The following is a 17,116-nucleotide window of genomic DNA, read 5'->3' on the forward strand; positions in this document are numbered from 1 at the left end:
TGGTTCAGTGCGGCGGTGAGGGCTTCTCCGGCGGCTTGCCGTGGCTACGCCGGAAGTCCGCGTAGGCCACGCCGACCAGGACCAGCAGCCCGCCGAGGGAGGCGAAGACCGGCGGCAGGTACAGCAGGCCGGGGGCGATGGTCAGCAGCGCCAGCACCCCGCCGGGCCGGGACCACGACACCCTGCTGAAAACCTCGTACTCGAACGCGGCCCGGCCGGCCAGGAACAGCGCCGGGCCGCCGAGGATCACCGCCAGCCAGGCCGGCGCCGTCCGCCCGGTCGGCTCGTGCAGCACCAGGTGGAAGCCGGCCGCCGTGGTGACCACACCGGCGATCATCACCAGATGGGTGTACGGGGCGCTGAACAGGAACTTGCTGGGCGACCGGGCCGCCTGGATGGCGGTGGGCAGCAGCTCGCCGGACTTGTGCACGTAGATCCGCCAGAGCAGCAGCGTGGTCAGGAACGCCACAGCGAAGGCCCCGATGTTCTCGGCCTCGTTGTGCTCCATGCTGAACATGGTGCCGATCGTCAGGATGGCGTCGCCGAGCGCGATGATGAAGAACTGCTGGTAGCGCTCGGAGAGATGCTCCGCGGTGACGTTGCGCTGCTTCTCGGGCACCACCCCGAGCCCGGGCACCGGGTACGCGAGGCGGAAGCCGATGTAGTCGATGGCGAGCGCGATGGCCCAACACGCGATCCGGGCGTCCCCGCTGACGAATGCGCCGATGAGCCACGGGATCGCCGACACCGCGAACCAGACGAAGATGCGGGCCGCCCGACGCTGGGTCTGCGGTTCGCGGCGTACCGCCGGCATCAGGAACAGTCCACGGCCCAGGTGGATCGCCACGTAGGTGCCGGCGAAGACGAGCCCCCGGTCGTTGAACGCCTCCGGGATCGCCGTGGTCATCAGCAGCGCTCCGAACATCACGGCGCTGATCAGCAGCTTGATCTCGGTGCGTTCGGGGTTGTACAGGTCGGTGACCAGCGTGGTGATCGTCCAGGTCCACCAGACGGCGGCCAGCATGATCAGTGCCTCGGCGGCTCGGTGCCAGTCGAGCTGCTCGACCATCCCCAGTGAGATGAGCGCCAGCGCGACCACGTACACCAGGTCGAAGAAGAGTTCGAGGAGGGTGACCCGGCGTGGCGCCTCCGGGTCGCGCACCGGCGGACCGCTGGCCCGTGGCGATCCGGGCTCCGGCGCGGCGAGGTGCACGGGATCTCCTGCGGAACCGCTCGACTCGACGGACCTGTCCGGTCCACCTGCACGGACGGTATCGAGCGGGCAAGCGCGGGACGCCGCGTTCGCCCGCTCTTCCCCCGACCGGGGTGTGCCGGGTGGTTACCCCGTCTGCGGGGACGTCGACGGAATTTCGCCGCCACGGGGGGCGGCAAGGGCGTCGACCAGGCGGCGGGCCGAGCCGGCCAGGTTCCATCGTTGGGCGAGCTCGAGCAGCCGGTCCGGGTCGACCGGCGCGCTCGGCAGCGCGGTGGGCAGCTCCGGCAGGGGCACGTCCAGGGCGACCCGGACCACTGTCGGCGCGACGCCCAGGTAGTCGCGTGCCGCGACCAGCTTGGCACGCAGGCCCGGTGCGAAGGACGAGTCGGAGTCGTCGAGCGCGGCCAGGATGCCGGCGATGCTGCCGTACCGCTCGATCAGCCGGGCGGCGGTCTTGTCGCCGACGCCGGCCACCCCGGGCAACCCGTCACTCGGGTCGCCGCGCAGCGCGGCGAAGTCGGCGTACCTGTCGGCCGGCACGCCGTAGCGGGCCCGCACGGCGGCGTCGTCGCAGTCGTCGAGCTTGGCGACGCCACGCCCGACGTAGAGCAGCCGGACCGGTCGGGCGTCGTCGACGAGTTGGAACAGGTCCCGGTCTCCGGAGACCACCTCGACCGGGCCCGGCTGGGTCACCGAGAGGGTGCCGAGCACGTCGTCCGCCTCGTAGCCGGTCGCGCCGACCGCGGTGATGCCCACCGCCGCGAGGACTTCCAGGATCATCGGCACCTGTGGGGAGAGGGTGTCCGGAACGATCTCGCCGCCCAGCGGGGCGACCCGGTGCGCCTTGTACGACGGCAGCAGGTCGACGCGCCACGCCGGGCGCCAGTCGTAGTCGAGCGCGCAGATCATCCGGTCGGCGCCCCGCACCCGGATCAGGGTGGCGAGCATGTCGAGGAAGCCGCGCACCGCGTTGACCGGGGTGCCGTCCTCGGCCTTGGCGACGGACTCCGGGATGCCGAAGTAGGCGCGGAAGTAGAGGCTGGCTGCGTCGATCAGCAGGATCGGGGGTCGGTGTGCCACGCCGGACAGCCTGGCACAACCGTCCGACGATCTGGCGTACGCCCGGCCGCCGGTGGTGTCAGCGTCGCTCGTCGGGCCGGTAGACGGTGTCCCGTCGGGCCAGGTGCTGCACGACGTAGCTGGTTACCAGCAGCAGGATGGCGACCACCACCTCGACCCAGGCCGCGACGCCGTCGGCGACGGTGAGGCCGATGATCAGCAGGACCAGGCCGACGAGTGCGAGGACCCCGGCCCACAGTTGGCGGCGACGGCGGGTCGCCGCCCGGCTCGCCTGGTTCCCTGCCACGTCGGCCCTCCCGGTCGGGGATGCCCGCGTGGGCGCCCCGATCCCAGGCTAGGGCCGTTGGGACGCGCCGGGTCGGAAAACGACGGTGCGGGCTGGTTGCCGCGCGCGCAGACTGCGTGGCCGTGCGGTCACCGACCTCCGACACCGACAGTTGACGCAGCGGGGTGGCCTGGCTGGTCGCCCTGGTCGTGGTCGGTGAGGTCGCGCAGGTGCCGGACGGGGGAGAGCAGCAGCACCACCGGCGCGCAGACCAGTGTCGCCGCGAAGACGAACAGGGTGGCGCGGGCACCCAGCGGCCCGGCCAGCGCGCCGGCGACCAGCCCGCCCACCGGGATCGCACCCCAGGACACGAACCGCACGGTCGCCATCACCCGGGAGAGCAGGTCGGGTGGGCTGGCGATCTGCCGGTAGGTTCGGGTGGTCACGCTGAGCACCACCGTCCCGAGGGAGAAGACGGTGCTGCCGGCGGCGAAGGCGGCGTACGCCAGCCACCCGGTGCCCCAGGGGATCAGGAACGCGCCGACGACAGTGGTGAATCCGGCGGCGACCAGGGCGCGGGCGGTGCCGATCCGTGTGGTGATTCGGGTGGTGAGCGCCGCCCCGACCAGCGCGCCGACCCCCTCGACGGCGAGCAGGACCCCGACCAGGCCGACCGGGGCGTGCAGCTCGCGGACCAGGTAGAGCGGGAACAGCGCGAACTGCGCGCCGCAGACGAAGTTCATCGCCGTCGCGGCCCACATGCTCGGTCCCATCACCGGGTGGTACGCGACGTAGCGCCAGCCCGCACGGATCAGCTCACCGATCGGCGGCCAACGGTCTGGCGCGTCGACGCGGGTGGCGGGCAGGGTGCGCAGCAGGGCAGCCGAGACGAGGTAGCTGGCCGAGTCGACGAGCAGGGTGGGCACCGCGCCGAGTGCCTGCACGGCGAGCCCACCGAGGGACGGGCCGCTGAGCAGGGTGGCGGCATGGGTGGCCGAGGTGAGGCTGTTGCGGGACTGCAGCTGCTCCCGTTCGACGATGCTGGGCAGGAAGGTCGAGTTGGCCACGTCGAAGAGCACGTTGGCGAAGCTGACCACGAGCGCGGTGAGCACCAGGTGGGCGACGGTGAGGTGGCCCCACCACCAGGTGAGTGGGATGGAGGCGACGGCGACGGCGCGGGCCAGGTCGGCGCCCACCTGGGCGCCGCGCAGCGGCAGGCGCTGCACGATGACACCGGCGGGCAGCCCGATCACGATCCAGGCGACGTAGCTGGCCGCGGCGATCACGCCGAGCTGGAAAGCGGAGGCGTCCAGGACGGTGAGCGCGGTCAGCGGCAGGGCCACCGCGCCGACCGCCGACCCGACCATGCTGGTCGTGCCGGCGGTCCACCAGCGCCAGAACACCCCGGCCCGTTCGTCGACGTGCATGTCGCCGTCCCCCGTTCGCCAAGCCAGTGCGTTCCAATCTGAAACGGACTATAGTCGGACGGGACCAATGGAGGTAGCCGGTGCGGCGAGAGGATCTTGCCGATGCGGACTGCGGCATCGCGCAGGCGCTCGGCGTACTGGGGGACTGGTGGACGTTCCTCATCGTCCGTGACGTCGCCGGCGGGACGACCCGCTTCGACGCGCTGCAACGTGAGCTGGGCGTCAGCCGTCGGGCGCTGACCGAGCGCCTCGGCGCGCTGGTAGAGCACGGCGTCCTGGAGCGCCGGGCGTACTCACGGCACCCGCCGCGCTACGACTACCTGCTCACCGGCAAGGGCGAAGGGCTGCTGCCGGTGCTGATCGCCCTACAGGACTGGGGGACGAGGCATCTGATGGGTGACGGTGAGCTGACCGCGACGGCCGACGCCGGGTCTGCCGAGGCGCGCCGGGCGCACGACCTGATCGGGCGGCGGTTGCCCGAGGTCGTCCTGCCGGCCGCCGACGGGCAACCGGTGTCGGTGGCCGCGACGGACGCGTGGACGGTCCTCTACCTGTTCCCCGGGGCGTACGCGCCGGGGACGCACGGCTATCCACCCGGCTGGGCGGAGATTCCCGGCGCCCGGGGATGCACCCTGGAGTCGACCACCTACGCCAAGCGTCATCCGGACTTCGTCACCGCCGGTGTCCGGGTGTACGGCATCAGCACCCAACGGCCCGACCAGCTCGCCGACTTCGCCGCGTACGCCGAACTACCGTTTCCGCTGCTGTCCGATGAGGACGGTCGGCTGGGGGCGGGGCTGCTGCTGCCGGTGTTCCGCGCCGGCGGGCTGACCCGGTTCAAGCGGCTGACCTTGCTGGTCGACCCGAAGGCGGTCGTGCGGGCCGTGCAGTTCCCGGTCACCGACCCGGCCGGCTCGGTGCAGGAGATGCTCACAGTGGTCGGTGAGCACGCAGGGACCCCCGGCTGACGCCTTCGCGTCGACCGGGGGCCCCTGCGAGCCGGCTGGTCCGGGGATCCCGCTGGCGTGGCGTCAGGCCGGGAGCGTCCAGCGCTGGTTGGCGCCGGCGAAGCAGTCCCAGATCTGCAACCGGGTGCCGTCGGCGGAGCTGTTGTCGCTGGCGTCGAGGCACTTGTTCGACTGCGGGTTGCGCAGCGTGCCGTTGGACTGCGCCTGCCAGACCTGGGCGCCGCTGCCATTGCAGTCCCAGAGTTGGACCTTCGCGCCGTTGGCGGTGGAGCCGCTGGTGATGTCGGCGCACTTGCCGAGGGCGCGCAGCGTGCTGTCGCTGGCCACAGTCCAGGTCTGCGCGTTGGTGCCGTTGCAGCCCCAGAGCTGGACGGCGGCGCCGTTGGCGGTGCTCGCCGAGGCCACGTCGACGCACTTGCCGGCGATCCCGGTGATCTGGCCGGTGCGACCGGTCGGCGGCGGGGTGGTGCCGCCCATGATGGTGTCGTACATGGCGCTGAGCAGTGAGGTCGAGCCGCTGGTGTCCTGCGACAGCTCCCAGTTCATCACGCCGCCGGCGTTGGCGAGGGCCCACTGCGTCTTGCGCTTGACCGTCGGGATGCCGTTCCAGCACTGCTGGCTGCCGCCGATGGTGGCGCAGTCCCGGTTGGCGTTCGCCGGGTCGAGTCCGACCAGATACGAGTAGTTGTAGTAGACGGGGCGGCTGTAGAACGGGATGCCGAGGACGGCCTTGCTGGCCGGCAGACCGCGGGCCTTCCACAGGTTGATGCTGTTGATCGACCAGTCGTAGTTGGCGTGCGGGCTGCCGCCGTCGTACGCCATGATGTTGAGCCAGTCGACCTGGTTGAAAACTGCCGTCTGGACGCCCTGGACGCTGCCGCCCTCGGAAACCACGGCGGCGGTGAGCAGCTTGCCGCGACTGTGCAGGGCGCTGCTGAGCTGCGTCATGAGCGCCGTGTAGTTGTTGGCCGAGGCGCCCGGGTCGGGGTACTCCCAGTCCATGTCGACGCCGTCGAGGTTGTACTGGTTGACGAAGTTGATCAGGTTGTTGACGAAATTGGTGCGGCTGGTGGCGTTGGCGGCGAGCGTCTCGAAGGCGGAGTCGTTGCCGTCGTTCCAGCCGCCGACGGCGATGGAGACCTTGACGTTGTTGGCGTGCCCCTGTGAGACCAGCGAGGAGAGCCGGGCCCCGTCCACCCCTTGCAGCGTGCCGTTGCTGTTGGGCAGGACGAAGGCGTAGTTGATGTGGGTGAGCTTGTTGTACTGGATGGTGTTGATGTTGCCGGCCCAGGAGGGCATGTAGCCGACGCTCTTGAAGTTGTTCGGCAGCACCACGGCCTGCGCGGCGGTGGGAATGACGGTGAGGGTGGCGCCGGCTGTGGCCAGCGCGAGCAGGCCGGCGGCGAGGGCGCGGCGCAGTGGTGAGGACATCGGGGGCCTTCCCGTGGGCGGGGGACGACACCCGCCCACGCAGGGTTGTCGCGGGCGGGGGGTGCGGGGACGCAGGGACGGGTGGGCCTCGAGGCAGCCAAATCTTAAAGAGTGTTAACTGTCCGAGTCAATCAACATCGATGGATTCCCGGCGAGTCGGCGTGAATATGGGGTTTGCCCAAACGACCGTTAAGCTGACGGGGTGGGACTCGACGAGCTGTATCCGCCGGATCGGCTGATCGCCGCGCAGCGCGCGACGGCCGCCGCCGGCCTGGACGCCCTGCTGCTCACGCCCGGCTCCGACCTGCGGTATCTGACCGGGTACGACGCCCACGCGGGGGAGCGGTTGACCTGCCTGGTGCTGCCCGCCGAGGGCGAGCCGACCCTCGTCGTGCCCCGACTCGAGCGCCCGGCCGCCGAGGCGTCCCCCGCCCCCGCGACCGGCGTGCGCATCGTCGACCACGTCGACGGCAGCGACCCGTACCCCCTGGTCGTCGCCGCCCTCGACGGCCCGGTCGCGGCGGTCGGGCTCGCCGACCGGATGTGGGCCGAGCAGGTCCTCGGCCTGCGCGCGGCGCTGCCCGACGCCGCGCAACGGCTCGCCGGGGAGGTGCTGCGCGAGTTGCGGATCCGCAAGTCCCCGGCGGAGGTCGCGGCGCTCGCCGAGGCCGGCGCGGCGATCGACGAGGTGCACCTGCGGATGGGCGAGTGGCTGCGCCCCGGTCGCACCGAGGCCGAGGTCGCCGCCGACATCGCCGCGGCGATCCGCGTCGCCGGGCACGTCACCGTCGACTTCGTCATCGTGGCCGCCGGGCCCAACGGCGCCAGCCCGCACCACGGCACCTCCGACCGGCCGATCGGCGTCGGCGAGCCGGTGGTGGTCGACATCGGCGGCACCATGGCGTCGGGCTACCGCTCGGACTGCACCCGCACCTACCTGGCGGGCGGGTCGGCGCCGGCCGACTTCCTGGACTACTACGCGGTGCTGCGCGACGCCCAGCGCGCCGCCGTCGAGGCGGTGCGGCCCGGGATCACCGCCGCGGCGGCCGACGCCGCGGCGGCCGACGCCGCGGCCCGCGCGCCGATCGCCGCCGCCGGCTACGGTCCCGCGTTCCTGCACCGCACCGGCCACGGCATTGGCCTGGACGGGCACGAGGAGCCGTACCTGGTGGCCGGCAACGACCGACCCCTCGACGCCGGCATGGCGTTCTCCATCGAACCGGGCATCTACCTGGCGGGCCGGCACGGCGCCCGCATCGAGGACATCGTCGTCTGCACAACGGACGGCGTGCAACAGCTCAACACCACCCCCACGGAGCTCATCGCGCTATGACTGTCGACCGGATCCTCCCCACCGACGAGGCCCACGACCTGCTGGGTCTCGCCACCGAGCTCGCCGACGGCGAGCTCGCGCCGAAGGCCGCGGCCTTCGAGGAACGCGCCGAGTTCCCCCGCGAGGTGCTGCGCACGCTGGGCCGCGCCGGCCTGCTCGGCCTGCCCTACCCCGAGGAGTACGGCGGTGCGGCGCAGCCGTACGAGGTGTACCTGCAGGTGCTGGAGATCCTGGCCAGCCGCTGGCTCGCGGTCGCCGAGGCGGTCAGCGTGCACACCCTGTCGTGCTACCCGGTGGCGGCGTTCGGCAGCGACGAGCAGCGCAAGCTGCTGCCGGACATGCTCGGTGGCGAGTTGTTGGGCGCGTACTGCCTTTCCGAGCCGCAGGGTGGCTCGGACGCTGCGGCGCTGACCACCCGGGCGGATCGCGACGGCGACGCGTACCTGGTCTCCGGCACCAAGGCGTGGATCACCCACGCCCGCACGGCCGACTTCTACAACGTCTTCTGTCGCACCGGCGGGCCCGGTCCGAAGGGGATCTCCTGCCTGCTCGCCGACGCGGGCACGGCCGGCATCACCCCGCAGGCGACCGAGCGGACGATGGGGCTGCGCGCCTCCCCGGTGGCGCAGATCGCCTTCGACGACGCGCGGGTGCCGGCCGACCGGTTGATCGGCGGCGAGGGGATGGGCTTCACCATCGCCATGTCCGCGCTGGACTCCGGCCGGCTGGGCATCGCGGCGTGCGCGGTCGGGCTGGCCCAGGCCGCCCTGGACTACGCGGTCTCCTATGCCCGGGAGCGCCAGCAGTTCGGGCGCTCCATCATCGACTTCCAGGGGCTGGGGTTCCTCCTCGCCGACGCGGCCACCCAGATCTCCGCCGCCCGCGCGCTGACCCTGGCGGCGGCCCGGCTGCGCGACGCCGGCCGCCCATACGCGATCGAGGCGGCCAAGGCGAAGCTCTTCGCCACCGACATGGCGATGCGGGTGACCACCGACGCGGTGCAGGTGCTCGGCGGCGCGGGTTACGTGGCCGACCACCCGGTCGAGCGGTACATGCGTGAGGCGAAGGTGTTGCAGATCGTGGAGGGCACCAACCAGATCCAGCGGATGGTGATCTCCCGGGCGCTGGCCAAGGACTGACAACGGTACGTGGTGGTGGGGCTGCGGTGGGCGCGTCACGACCCATCGCGGCCCGCTACTCGGGTACCTCGTCGCCGCGCGACGGTTTTACCGGTAGGTTGCACGCCGTGGAGGAGATCGACCGCGCTATCGTCGCCGCGCTGACCGCCGACGGCCGTCTGTCGTACACCGACCTGGCCGAGCGGGTGGGGCTGTCGGTGTCCGCCGTGCACCAGCGGGTCCGCCGGCTGGAGCAGCGCGGGGTGATCAAGGGGTACGCCGCCCGAGTGTCGTTCGAGGCGCTGGAGCTGCCGCTGACCGCGTTCGTGGCGATCCGGCCGTTCGATCCGTCGCAGCCGGACGACGCCCCGGAGCGGCTGGCCCACCTGCCCGAGATCGACTCCTGCTACTCGGTGGCGGGGGAGGACTTCTACCTCCTGCTGGTGCGGGTGGCCAGCCCCACCGACCTGGAGCGGGTGCTCCAGGAGATCCGCACCTCGGCAAACGTCACGACCCGGACGACAGTGGTGTTGTCCACGCCGTACGAGAACCGGCCACCGAAGATCAGCGCTACGGCACCGAGTCGGTCGCGGTCCCGGGTGCCGGAGGAGCCGGCTGGTTCCACCGCAGGATGACCTGCCGGCCGTGTTCGTGACCGAGCGCGCTGACCGTGGCGGTCTCCAGGCGTAGCCGCCCACCGGCGGACGGGGGCAGGCCGATCCAGCGGGCACCGAGCACCCGCAGGCTGTGTGCGTGCCCGACCAGCGCTACGGTGCCACGGTCGAGCAGCGGTGTGACGCGGGCCAGCACCCGGTCGAGCCGTTCGCCCACCTGCGCGGGGGACTCCCCGCCGGGGCAGCCGTCGGTCCAGATGTTCCAGTGCGGATCGTCGTCGTGGATGTCGACGGTGGTGCGGCCCTCGTACTCGCCGTAGTTCCACTCGCTGAGGTCCTCGTCGACGGCGTCGACGGTGAGCCCGGCCAGCTGCGCGGTGCGCAGCGCCCGGGAGCGGGGGCTGGTCAGCACTGTGACGAAGCGCCGGCCGGCCAGGAACGCGGCCAGGGTGCGGGCCTGTCGCTCGCCGTCGGGGGTCAGCTCCAGGTCGGTGTACGAGGTGTGCCGCAGGCTGGCGCTCCAGGTGGTCTCGCCGTGCCGGATCAGCAGGAGCTCTCCCATGCGGTCAGTTAACCATCGCGGGGCGGGGCCGACAGGCGACCCTCCACTACCTATCTTCCTAGGATGCCTTACCGGGTGTGCCACCCGGCACCGCCGGTTTCGGCACCCGGAGACCGGGCAAGCGAGCGAGGACAACCGCCAGACCGAGGAGGCGCGATGAGCTTCACCGAGAAGGCAAAGAACAAGGTTGAGCAGATGGCCGGCGCCGCGAGGGAGCGCGTCGGCGACATGACCGACAACGAGCGGATGCGTGGCGAGGGCGCCAGCCAGCAGAGCGACGCGCGCGCCAAGCAGGCCGGTCAGAACGTCAAGGATGCTGGTCGCAACGTGAAGGACTCCTTCACGAAGTGACGTGAGCGGTCCACGGGTCCCCGGGCGCACCGTCGCCCGGGGACCCGCCGTGCCCCCTGCGCCGCGATCTCGCACTTACTGTTCCGACATAAGGGCTATTCAACCGATGTCGACAACGGGAAGTGCAAGATCGACGGGTTGGGGCTGAGCGCGCGGGGCAGTGAGGCACTTTCGCGTCTGCGATGATCTGCGACGTGATCCGACCCCGGCTCCGCCCATTGTGGTGTGGCGTACTGGTTGCGGCGGCCGTTGCCGGCAGTGTCGCGTGCACGGCGTCCCGGGTGCCGCCGCCGGAGCAGCCGGTCTTCGTCGGCTCGTCTGCATCTACGTCCGCGTCTGCGCCGTCGGCCACCGCATCGCCGGCGGTCCCGACGCCGACGGTTCCGGCTGTCCCGGGTGCGACGGGGGTGGTGAGCAGGGCGCCGGTGGTGGATCACGGCCCGCGCATCGGTGCCAAGGTCGCGCTGACCTTCGACGCGGACATGACCGACGGGATGCTGGCCAGCCTGCGGGCCGGCCGGGTGAAGTCGTACGCGAACCTGCGCATCCTCGACCTGCTGGAGCGTGAGCAGGTGCCGGCGACGTTCTTCCTGACCGGCAAGTGGGTGCAGCGGTATCCGGACGTGACCCGGCGGATCGCCGGCAATCCGCGCTTCGAGTTGGCCAATCACACCTACGGGCACGCGGCGTTCACCGCCGACTGTTACGACCTGCCGCGGTTGCCGGTCGACGAGCTGGCCGGTGATGTGGCGAAGACGTTCGAGGTGATTGCGCCGTACGGGGGTCGGCAGACCCGGTACTTCCGGTTCCCCGGGTTGTGCCACGACGCGGCGGCGTTGGACGCGTTGGCGCCGCTGGGTGTGACGGTGGTCGACGGGGACGTGGTCAGCGGCGATCCGTTCGCGACGGCGTGGAAGCCGTTGGTGCGGGCGGTGGTGGACCACGTTCGCCCCGGGTCGGTGGTGATCATGCATGTCACCGAGGCGAACGCGGCGATGACGGATGAGGCGTTGCCGCACATCCTGGCGGGGTTGCGGGAGCGAGGGCTGGTGCCGGCACCGTTGTCCGAGGTGTTGGCCGAGGGCTGAGGCTCAGCTCTCCCGCACGTCGTCGACGGTCAGGACGATCTTTCCGCGGCGGGATCCGTGCTCGGCCGTCTGGTGTGCGTCGGCCGCCTTCTCCAGCGGGAAGGTCGCTTCGATCGGCACCCTGAATCGACCCTCGGTGAACAGTTCGGCGGCGGCGGGCAGGCCGTGGCGGCCGTCGGGTTCGCCGGCCAGTTGCCCCATGGACAGGCGGACGCCGTGGGTGGGGGCGGTGAAGTCGGCCAGGGTGAGCACCGCTGTCGGGTCGCCGGTGAGGCGGAGCAGTTCGGGCAGGGACCCGGCGCCGGCGACGTCGAGGGCGCGGTCGATCCGGGTCACGCCCAGGGCGTCGAGGTGGTTGCTGAGGTCGGGGCCGTAGGTGACCGGTGTCGCCCCGAGTTGGCGGAGGAAATCGTGGTTGTCGGCGCGGGCGGTGCCGATGACGTGGACGCCGCGGGCGGCGGCGAGTTGGACGGCGGTGCTGCCGACGCCGCCGGCGGCGCCGTCGACGAGGAGCGTCATGCCGGGCCGTAGGTCCAGCAAATCGAGGGCCCGGGTGGCGGTTTCGATGCTGGTGCCCGCCGCGCCCGCCTGGGCCCACGGCATGGTGGTGGGTTTGTGCGCCCAGAGCTGCAGTACCGCGAACTGTGCGCTCGCGCCGCCGAGTCTGGCCAGCTCGACGATGCCGAAGACGTGGTCGCCGAGGGTCACGCCGTCGACGTCGTCGCCGATCTCGTCGACGACGCCGGCCGCGTCGACGCCGGGGACGTGTGGCAACGGTAGTTGGGCGCTCATCGGGGTGCGGCCGGCGCGGAGGCCGACGTCGACGGGCGAGACGCCGGCGGCCCGGACGCGGATGCGGATCTGGCCGGCCCGGGGCCGTGGTGCGTCGGCGGTGCCGAGGTGGAGTACCTCGGGGCCACCGAACCTGTCGTACTGCACGGCGAACATCAGGGGCTCCTCTGCCTGGGAAGACGGGGTGGTAGTCGTACCGTAGGTCGGAAACGGAGCAGCTGTTCCGCTGTGGGGTCAAGTGAGAGGGAGGCCGGTCGGAGATGTCTCAGATGCAGCGTGCCGATGCCCGGTTCAACCGTGATCGGGTGGTGGCGGCGGCACGGGAGGCGTTCGCGTCGGCGGGGCTCGAGGTGCCCATGCGGGAGGTGGCGCGACGGGCGGGGGTGGGTGTGGCGACCCTGTACCGGCACTTCCCGACACGTACGGAGTTGGTGGCGACGGTCCTGGCCGAGCGGGTGGACGACTGCGGTGTGCGGATGCGCCGCGCGCTCGACGATCCGGACCCGTGGCGGGCGCTGTCGGGGGTGGTGCGGGAGTTCGCTGAGCGGCAGATCCATGACCGGGCGCTCAACGAGGCGTTGTTGGGGCCGGGTGAGGTGAGTGTCGCGTTCCAGCAGGAGCGGCGGGAGCACGCGCAGGCGTTGAACGTGCTGGTCGGGCGGGCCCGGGCCGCGGGTGTGCTGCGCGACGGCGTTGGCGCGGACGACGTCCGGGCCGGTCTGCTGGCCATCGCGTCGCTTCGGCGGTTGCCGGCGACGACGAGTGCCCAGGTGATCGGTAGGGTCGCGGACCTCGTCCTCGCCGGTATCAGTGCCTGACTGGTGTGGGCTGTCGGCGGGGCGTACTGGTTCAGTTCGCGGACGGGCGGCAGGAGACGTTCGATCTCGTGGTGGGCGAGGTCGAGTTGGCCGGGCGATCAGGGCGCTACGCTCGTTCCGCTTCGAGGGATGTTCTCTCGTCGTCACCGCGGCGGGTGGACCGCCGGGTGTCGGTCACCAGCATCAGCACCAGGATGGCGATGGTGGTGACGAGCTGGACGGTCACCGGAAGAGTTACGCCGATGGCGACGGTGGCCAGCGCCGCCACCGCGGCGACGAGTCGGGCCAGGGGGATAGGCACGCGTAGGGCGCGGCGCACGGCGGCGATGCCGACCAGGTAGAGCGCGACGCCGCCGCCGAGGGCCAGGGCGGCGCCAGTGGTGGCCGGCTCGTCAGGTCGGGCGACGGCGGCATGCAGACCGGCGACCGTCGAGATGACGCCGAGCAGCAGCAGGAAGTGGGGGAACACGTAGGTACGGGCGGCCATCTGGCTGCGAGCGGCGGGTGCTGCGGCGGCCAGGGCGGCCGTGGCGGGTCGGGTGTCGGTGAAGTAGGTCCACCAGAGGGCGACGGGGACGGCGAGGGCGAGCACGATCGCGGCGGCCGTTGCTGCGGTGGGCTCGTCGGCGGGTACGCCCATGCCGATGGTGACGACGGATTCGCCGAGGGCGACGATGACGAGCAGTCCGTGTCGTTCGACGAAGTGCGCGGGGCGCAGGTGGAAGGCGTCGGGAACGCCGGTCCAGGACAGGCGGGGGAGCAGGTAGGGCAGGACGGACTGGGTGAACACGGCGGCGGCCCAGAGGGCGGGTACGGCGGGGCCGGTGAACGCGGCGGCAACGAGGACGAGGAGCGCGGCTGTGAGGTTGTAGGGGGCGAGTCGCAGTGCGCCGCTGCGGGCGTTGGTGTGCAGGAACAGGATGAGGTGGACGGCGACGACGGCGAGGTAGCCGACGGCGAAGAGCGCGCCGCCGCCGGTGAGAGCGTCGGGTAGGGCGACGGCGCTGAGCAGGAAGCCGGCCATGCCGGCGAAGAGCAGCAGTCTGGTGGCGTTCTGTCGGGGTGGCAGGTGGTTGTTGAGCCAGGCGTAGCCGGTGTAGAGGTACCAGAGCAGGCCGAGGATCAGGGCGCTGCGGCCGAATCCGGCCCAGTTGAGGTGGGTTTCGAGGGCGTGGGCCAGTTGGGTGACGGTGAGGACGAACACGACGTCGAAGAAGACTTCGTCGAGTGTGACCCGGTCGCCGGTGCCCGTGCCCGTGCTTGGGGCGGGCCGCGGCTGTCTCATGGTGGTGGACGCTAGCCGTCGGCGGTGTGTGGCGTTCCGGGGTTGGTGATTCTCCTGAAGGTGCGGTGGGTGGCAGCCGGTCGCGAGTCTGCCGGTGACGGGTTACGACGAAGCCCCCGGAGGGGAGGACTCCGGGGGCTTCGTCGTGGGTGGGTCAGTCGTCGCGGTGGTCGGCCCACCACTGCTGGCCGTCGGCGGGGAGGGTGTCGATCGGGTCGTAGTAGGCGTAGCGCTTGTTGAGCGCCTCCAGGTCGGCGGATTCGATGGAGGTGCGGTAGTTCTTCGTCCAGTAGGAGATGCCGCGCTCACGGTCGTAGTCGGTGAGCATGTGCACCCAGCGCTTACCGACGAAGGGGACGTCGCAGACGATGCGGGGGGTGGCGTAGCCGGGGAGGTAGCCCATGATGTCGTGCTGGAGTTGCTGGGCGTGCCAGACCGGGACCCGCCAGTGTTCGGCGTTGGGGATCATGTCGCACATGTAGAAGTAGTACGGCAGGATCCCGGCTTCGCCTTGGAGGGCGAAGCAGAGGTCGAGCAGTTCCGGGGTGGTGGCGTTGACGCCGCGCATGAGGACGCCCTGGTTGCGGACGTCGCGGACGCCGACGTCGAGGGCGGTCTGGGCGGCCTTGGCGACCAGTGGGGTGAGCGACTGGGCGTGGTTGACGTGGGTGTGGATGGCGAGGTTGACGCCGCGGCGGGCGGCGGTGCGGGCCACTCGCTCCAGGCCCTCGACGACGTCGGGTTGCAGCCAGTGTTGGGGTAGGCCCATGAGGGCCTTGGTGGCGAGCCGGATGTCGCGGACCGTCTGCAGTTCCAGCAGGCGCATGAGGTACGACTCGAGGTTGCGCCAGGGGACGTTGGCCACGTCGCCGCCGGAGACGACCACGTCGCGGACGCCGGGGTGGGCCTTGAGGTAGGCGATGTGGGCGTCGTAGCGGTCGACGGGCTTGAGGGTGAGTTTGAGTTTGTCGACGGCGGGGGTGGAGTTGCCGACGAGGTCCATCCGGGTGCAGTGCCCGCAGTACTGGGGGCAGGTGGAGAGCAGCTCGGCGAGGACCTTGGTGGGGTAGCGGTGGGTGAGCCCTTCGGCGACCCACATGTCGTGCTCGTGGAGGCTGTCGCGGCTGGCGTAGGGGTGTGAGGGCCAGTCGGTGCGTCGGTCGGAGGCGACCGGGATCATGTAGCGGCGGATGGGGTCGGCGAGCAGCGCCTCGGTGGTGAGGGTCGCGAACGGCACCATCGTGTTGATCATTTGTGGTGGCACCAGCATGGACATGGTGGCCAGGGCCAACTGGTCGGCCTCGAGGTCGGCGTAGAAGGTCTCGTCGATCAGGTCACCGAAGACGGCGCGGAGCTGCTTGATGTTCTTGACGCAGTTGACGCGCTGCCACTGGGCGGATTCCCACTGGTCGCGGGTGACGTGGCGCCAGCCGGGGAAGCGGGTCCAGTCGGGTTCGACCAGGGGGCGGCGGTGGTACTCGTAGGGCTGCCCGGCGGTCGGTACGGCGACCGGGGCGTGACGGGGTTGAGGGATGGTCTCAACCGGTTGGGTCTGGGTCACGGCCCCTCCTCGGTGTTACGGCTGATCATCGAAGCCCGAAGGCTACTGGAAAATATTCGGTACAGAAACTAGTCTGCCGTAAGTTTTCCCGTTACGCGAGCCTTGACCGGGGCTTCGGACGGCTGGCAGGGGGAGGTTGGCGTGACGTCACCGGTGGGACTGCACCGCGTCGTGCAACCGGCGGGGGTGCTGCCGCAGGCGGCCTGGCGCCTGGATACGTCGGCGGCGATCGCGCCGAACGAGGTGCGGATCCGGGTGCAGCGGCTCAACCTGGACGCGGCGAGCTTCCGGCAGTTGTCGGAGAAGCACGGCGGCAACGGTGACGCGGTCCGCGCCGAGGTGCTGGAGATCATCGCGACCCGGGGGAAGATGCAGAACCCGGTGACCGGGTCGGGCGGGATGTTGATCGGCACTGTCGAGGAGGCCGGTCGGCGGTCCCCGCTGGGGCTCCGGGCGGGGGAGCGGGTCGCCACCCTGGTGTCGTTGACGTTGACGCCCCTGGTGATCACCGACGGGTTGGCCCGTTGGGACGGGCGCAGCGAGCAGGTGCCCTGCGACGGGTGGGCGATCCTGTTCGCGCGCTCCATCGCCGCCGTGCTGCCCGACGACGAGGACCCGCAGTTGTCCCTCGCCGTGCTCGACGTGTGCGGGGCGCCCGCGTTGACCGCCCGGGTGGTGTCGCGCTACGTCGAGGAGCGTCGGCGTACCGGTGATCCGACGCCGGTGCGGGTCGCGGTGATCGGTGGGGCCGGTAAGAGCGGGTCGCTGTCCCTCGCGGCGGCGCGCCGGGCGGGCGCCGCGCGTACCGTCGGGGTGGTGCCGGTGGCGGCGGAGCGCGACGCGCTGACGGCCGCCGGTCTGGCGTCGGTGGTGGCGTTGGCCGACGCGCGCGACCCGGTGGGGTTGTCCACGGCGGTGACCACCGCCCTGGGCGCGCCGGCGGACGTGACGGTGGTCTGCGTGGACGTGCCGGGGTGTGAGCACGGGGCGGTACTGGCCACCGCTGACGGCGGCACGGTGATCTTCTTCTCGATGGCGACGAGCTTCTCCGCGGCCGCGTTGGGCGCGGAGGGGTTGGCGGCGGACGTGACGATGCTGGTGGGCAACGGGTACGTGCCGGGGCACGCGGAGTTGGCGCTGGGGCTGCTGCGGGCCGAGCCTGGGGTGCGTCAGCTGTTCGCGGCGCGGGTCGCGGCAGACTGAGGCC

At 71.4% G+C, this 17,116-nt stretch carries 17 protein-coding genes; 8 read left to right on the forward strand and 9 right to left on the reverse strand.

Features of this window, described 5'->3' with window-relative positions; all coding sequences use genetic code 11:
- Positions 1-4: 4 nt before the first annotated feature.
- The 4 genes from ACLJOK_RS09900 to ACLJOK_RS09915 all read right to left on the reverse strand — a co-directional run bounded on the left by ACLJOK_RS09900 (position 5) and on the right by ACLJOK_RS09915 (position 3,988).
- A complete protein-coding gene (locus ACLJOK_RS09900; RefSeq protein WP_410817785.1) occupies positions 5-1,213 on the reverse strand; it encodes a low temperature requirement protein A in 1,209 nt (402 codons plus the stop codon).
- Positions 1,214-1,339: 126 nt separating this feature from the next.
- On the reverse strand, positions 1,340-2,296 hold the full coding sequence (locus ACLJOK_RS09905) for a 5'-3' exonuclease H3TH domain-containing protein (RefSeq protein ID WP_410817786.1): 957 nt from the start codon (positions 2,294-2,296) through the stop codon (positions 1,340-1,342).
- 58 nt (positions 2,297-2,354) lie between these two features.
- Positions 2,355-2,582: a hypothetical protein gene (locus ACLJOK_RS09910; protein ID WP_410817788.1), complete on the reverse strand. Its 228-nt coding sequence runs from the start codon at positions 2,580-2,582 to the stop codon at positions 2,355-2,357.
- A gap of 128 nt (positions 2,583-2,710) precedes the next feature.
- Positions 2,711-3,988, reverse strand: a complete 1,278-nt coding sequence (locus ACLJOK_RS09915) for an MFS transporter (RefSeq protein ID WP_410817789.1) — start codon at positions 3,986-3,988, stop codon at positions 2,711-2,713.
- Positions 3,989-4,068: 80 nt separating this feature from the next.
- Between ACLJOK_RS09915 and ACLJOK_RS09920 the strand changes: the two genes are divergently transcribed.
- Complete coding sequence (locus tag ACLJOK_RS09920; protein WP_410817790.1) at positions 4,069-4,956, forward strand: winged helix-turn-helix transcriptional regulator; 888 nt, start codon at positions 4,069-4,071, stop codon at positions 4,954-4,956.
- 63 nt (positions 4,957-5,019) lie between these two features.
- Here ACLJOK_RS09920 and ACLJOK_RS09925 read toward each other — a convergent pair whose 3' ends face one another.
- A complete protein-coding gene (locus tag ACLJOK_RS09925) occupies positions 5,020-6,387 on the reverse strand; it encodes a glycosyl hydrolase family 18 protein (RefSeq protein WP_210785775.1) in 1,368 nt (455 codons plus the stop codon).
- 202 nt (positions 6,388-6,589) lie between these two features.
- Here ACLJOK_RS09925 and ACLJOK_RS09930 point away from each other — a divergent pair, with 202 nt between their 5' ends.
- From ACLJOK_RS09930 to ACLJOK_RS09940, 3 genes are all read left to right on the forward strand, one after another.
- Positions 6,590-7,720, forward strand: coding sequence for a M24 family metallopeptidase (locus ACLJOK_RS09930; protein ID WP_410817793.1), 1,131 nt, complete (start codon positions 6,590-6,592; stop codon positions 7,718-7,720).
- Complete coding sequence (locus ACLJOK_RS09935; protein ID WP_410817794.1) at positions 7,717-8,859, forward strand: acyl-CoA dehydrogenase family protein; 1,143 nt, start codon at positions 7,717-7,719, stop codon at positions 8,857-8,859. Before ACLJOK_RS09930 ends, ACLJOK_RS09935 begins: the two co-directional genes overlap by 4 nt.
- A gap of 107 nt (positions 8,860-8,966) precedes the next feature.
- The gene (locus ACLJOK_RS09940) at positions 8,967-9,473 is read left to right on the forward strand and encodes an Lrp/AsnC family transcriptional regulator (protein ID WP_410817796.1); all 507 of its coding nucleotides are present in this window, start codon (positions 8,967-8,969) and stop codon (positions 9,471-9,473) included.
- Here the strand turns inward: ACLJOK_RS09940 and ACLJOK_RS09945 are convergent.
- The gene (locus ACLJOK_RS09945) at positions 9,409-10,014 is read right to left on the reverse strand and encodes a histidine phosphatase family protein (protein ID WP_410817798.1); all 606 of its coding nucleotides are present in this window, start codon (positions 10,012-10,014) and stop codon (positions 9,409-9,411) included. The two genes, ACLJOK_RS09940 and ACLJOK_RS09945, sit on opposite strands and share 65 nt — an antisense overlap.
- A gap of 156 nt (positions 10,015-10,170) precedes the next feature.
- Here ACLJOK_RS09945 and ACLJOK_RS09950 point away from each other — a divergent pair, with 156 nt between their 5' ends.
- Complete coding sequence (locus tag ACLJOK_RS09950; RefSeq protein ID WP_088989634.1) at positions 10,171-10,365, forward strand: CsbD family protein; 195 nt, start codon at positions 10,171-10,173, stop codon at positions 10,363-10,365.
- A 410-nt stretch (positions 10,366-10,775) separates the two neighbouring features.
- A complete protein-coding gene (locus ACLJOK_RS09955; RefSeq protein ID WP_410817800.1) occupies positions 10,776-11,453 on the forward strand; it encodes a polysaccharide deacetylase family protein in 678 nt (225 codons plus the stop codon).
- 3 nt (positions 11,454-11,456) lie between these two features.
- Here the strand turns inward: ACLJOK_RS09955 and ACLJOK_RS09960 are convergent, their stop codons facing one another.
- A complete protein-coding gene (locus ACLJOK_RS09960; RefSeq protein ID WP_410817802.1) occupies positions 11,457-12,401 on the reverse strand; it encodes an NADP-dependent oxidoreductase in 945 nt (314 codons plus the stop codon).
- Between the two features lie 113 nt (positions 12,402-12,514).
- Between ACLJOK_RS09960 and ACLJOK_RS09965 the strand changes: the two genes are divergently transcribed.
- Positions 12,515-13,063 (forward strand): TetR/AcrR family transcriptional regulator, encoded by a 549-nt coding sequence (locus ACLJOK_RS09965; RefSeq protein ID WP_410817804.1) that lies wholly within the window; start codon positions 12,515-12,517, stop codon positions 13,061-13,063.
- A 106-nt stretch (positions 13,064-13,169) separates the two neighbouring features.
- Here ACLJOK_RS09965 and ACLJOK_RS09970 read toward each other — a convergent pair whose 3' ends face one another.
- Positions 13,170-14,348: a low temperature requirement protein A gene (locus ACLJOK_RS09970; protein ID WP_410817806.1), complete on the reverse strand. Its 1,179-nt coding sequence runs from the start codon at positions 14,346-14,348 to the stop codon at positions 13,170-13,172.
- Between the two features lie 154 nt (positions 14,349-14,502).
- On the reverse strand, positions 14,503-15,909 hold the full coding sequence (locus ACLJOK_RS09975; RefSeq protein ID WP_410817808.1) for a KamA family radical SAM protein: 1,407 nt from the start codon (positions 15,907-15,909) through the stop codon (positions 14,503-14,505).
- A gap of 153 nt (positions 15,910-16,062) precedes the next feature.
- On the opposite strand from ACLJOK_RS09975, the gene ACLJOK_RS09980 reads away from it, so the two are divergent.
- The gene (locus ACLJOK_RS09980; RefSeq protein WP_410819300.1) at positions 16,063-17,112 is read left to right on the forward strand and encodes a zinc-binding alcohol dehydrogenase; all 1,050 of its coding nucleotides are present in this window, start codon (positions 16,063-16,065) and stop codon (positions 17,110-17,112) included.
- Positions 17,113-17,116: the final 4 nt, after the last annotated feature.

Source organism: Micromonospora sp. 050-3, from assembly GCF_046549335.1.
Classification (GTDB): Bacteria; Actinomycetota; Actinomycetes; order Mycobacteriales; family Micromonosporaceae; genus Micromonospora; species Micromonospora trifolii.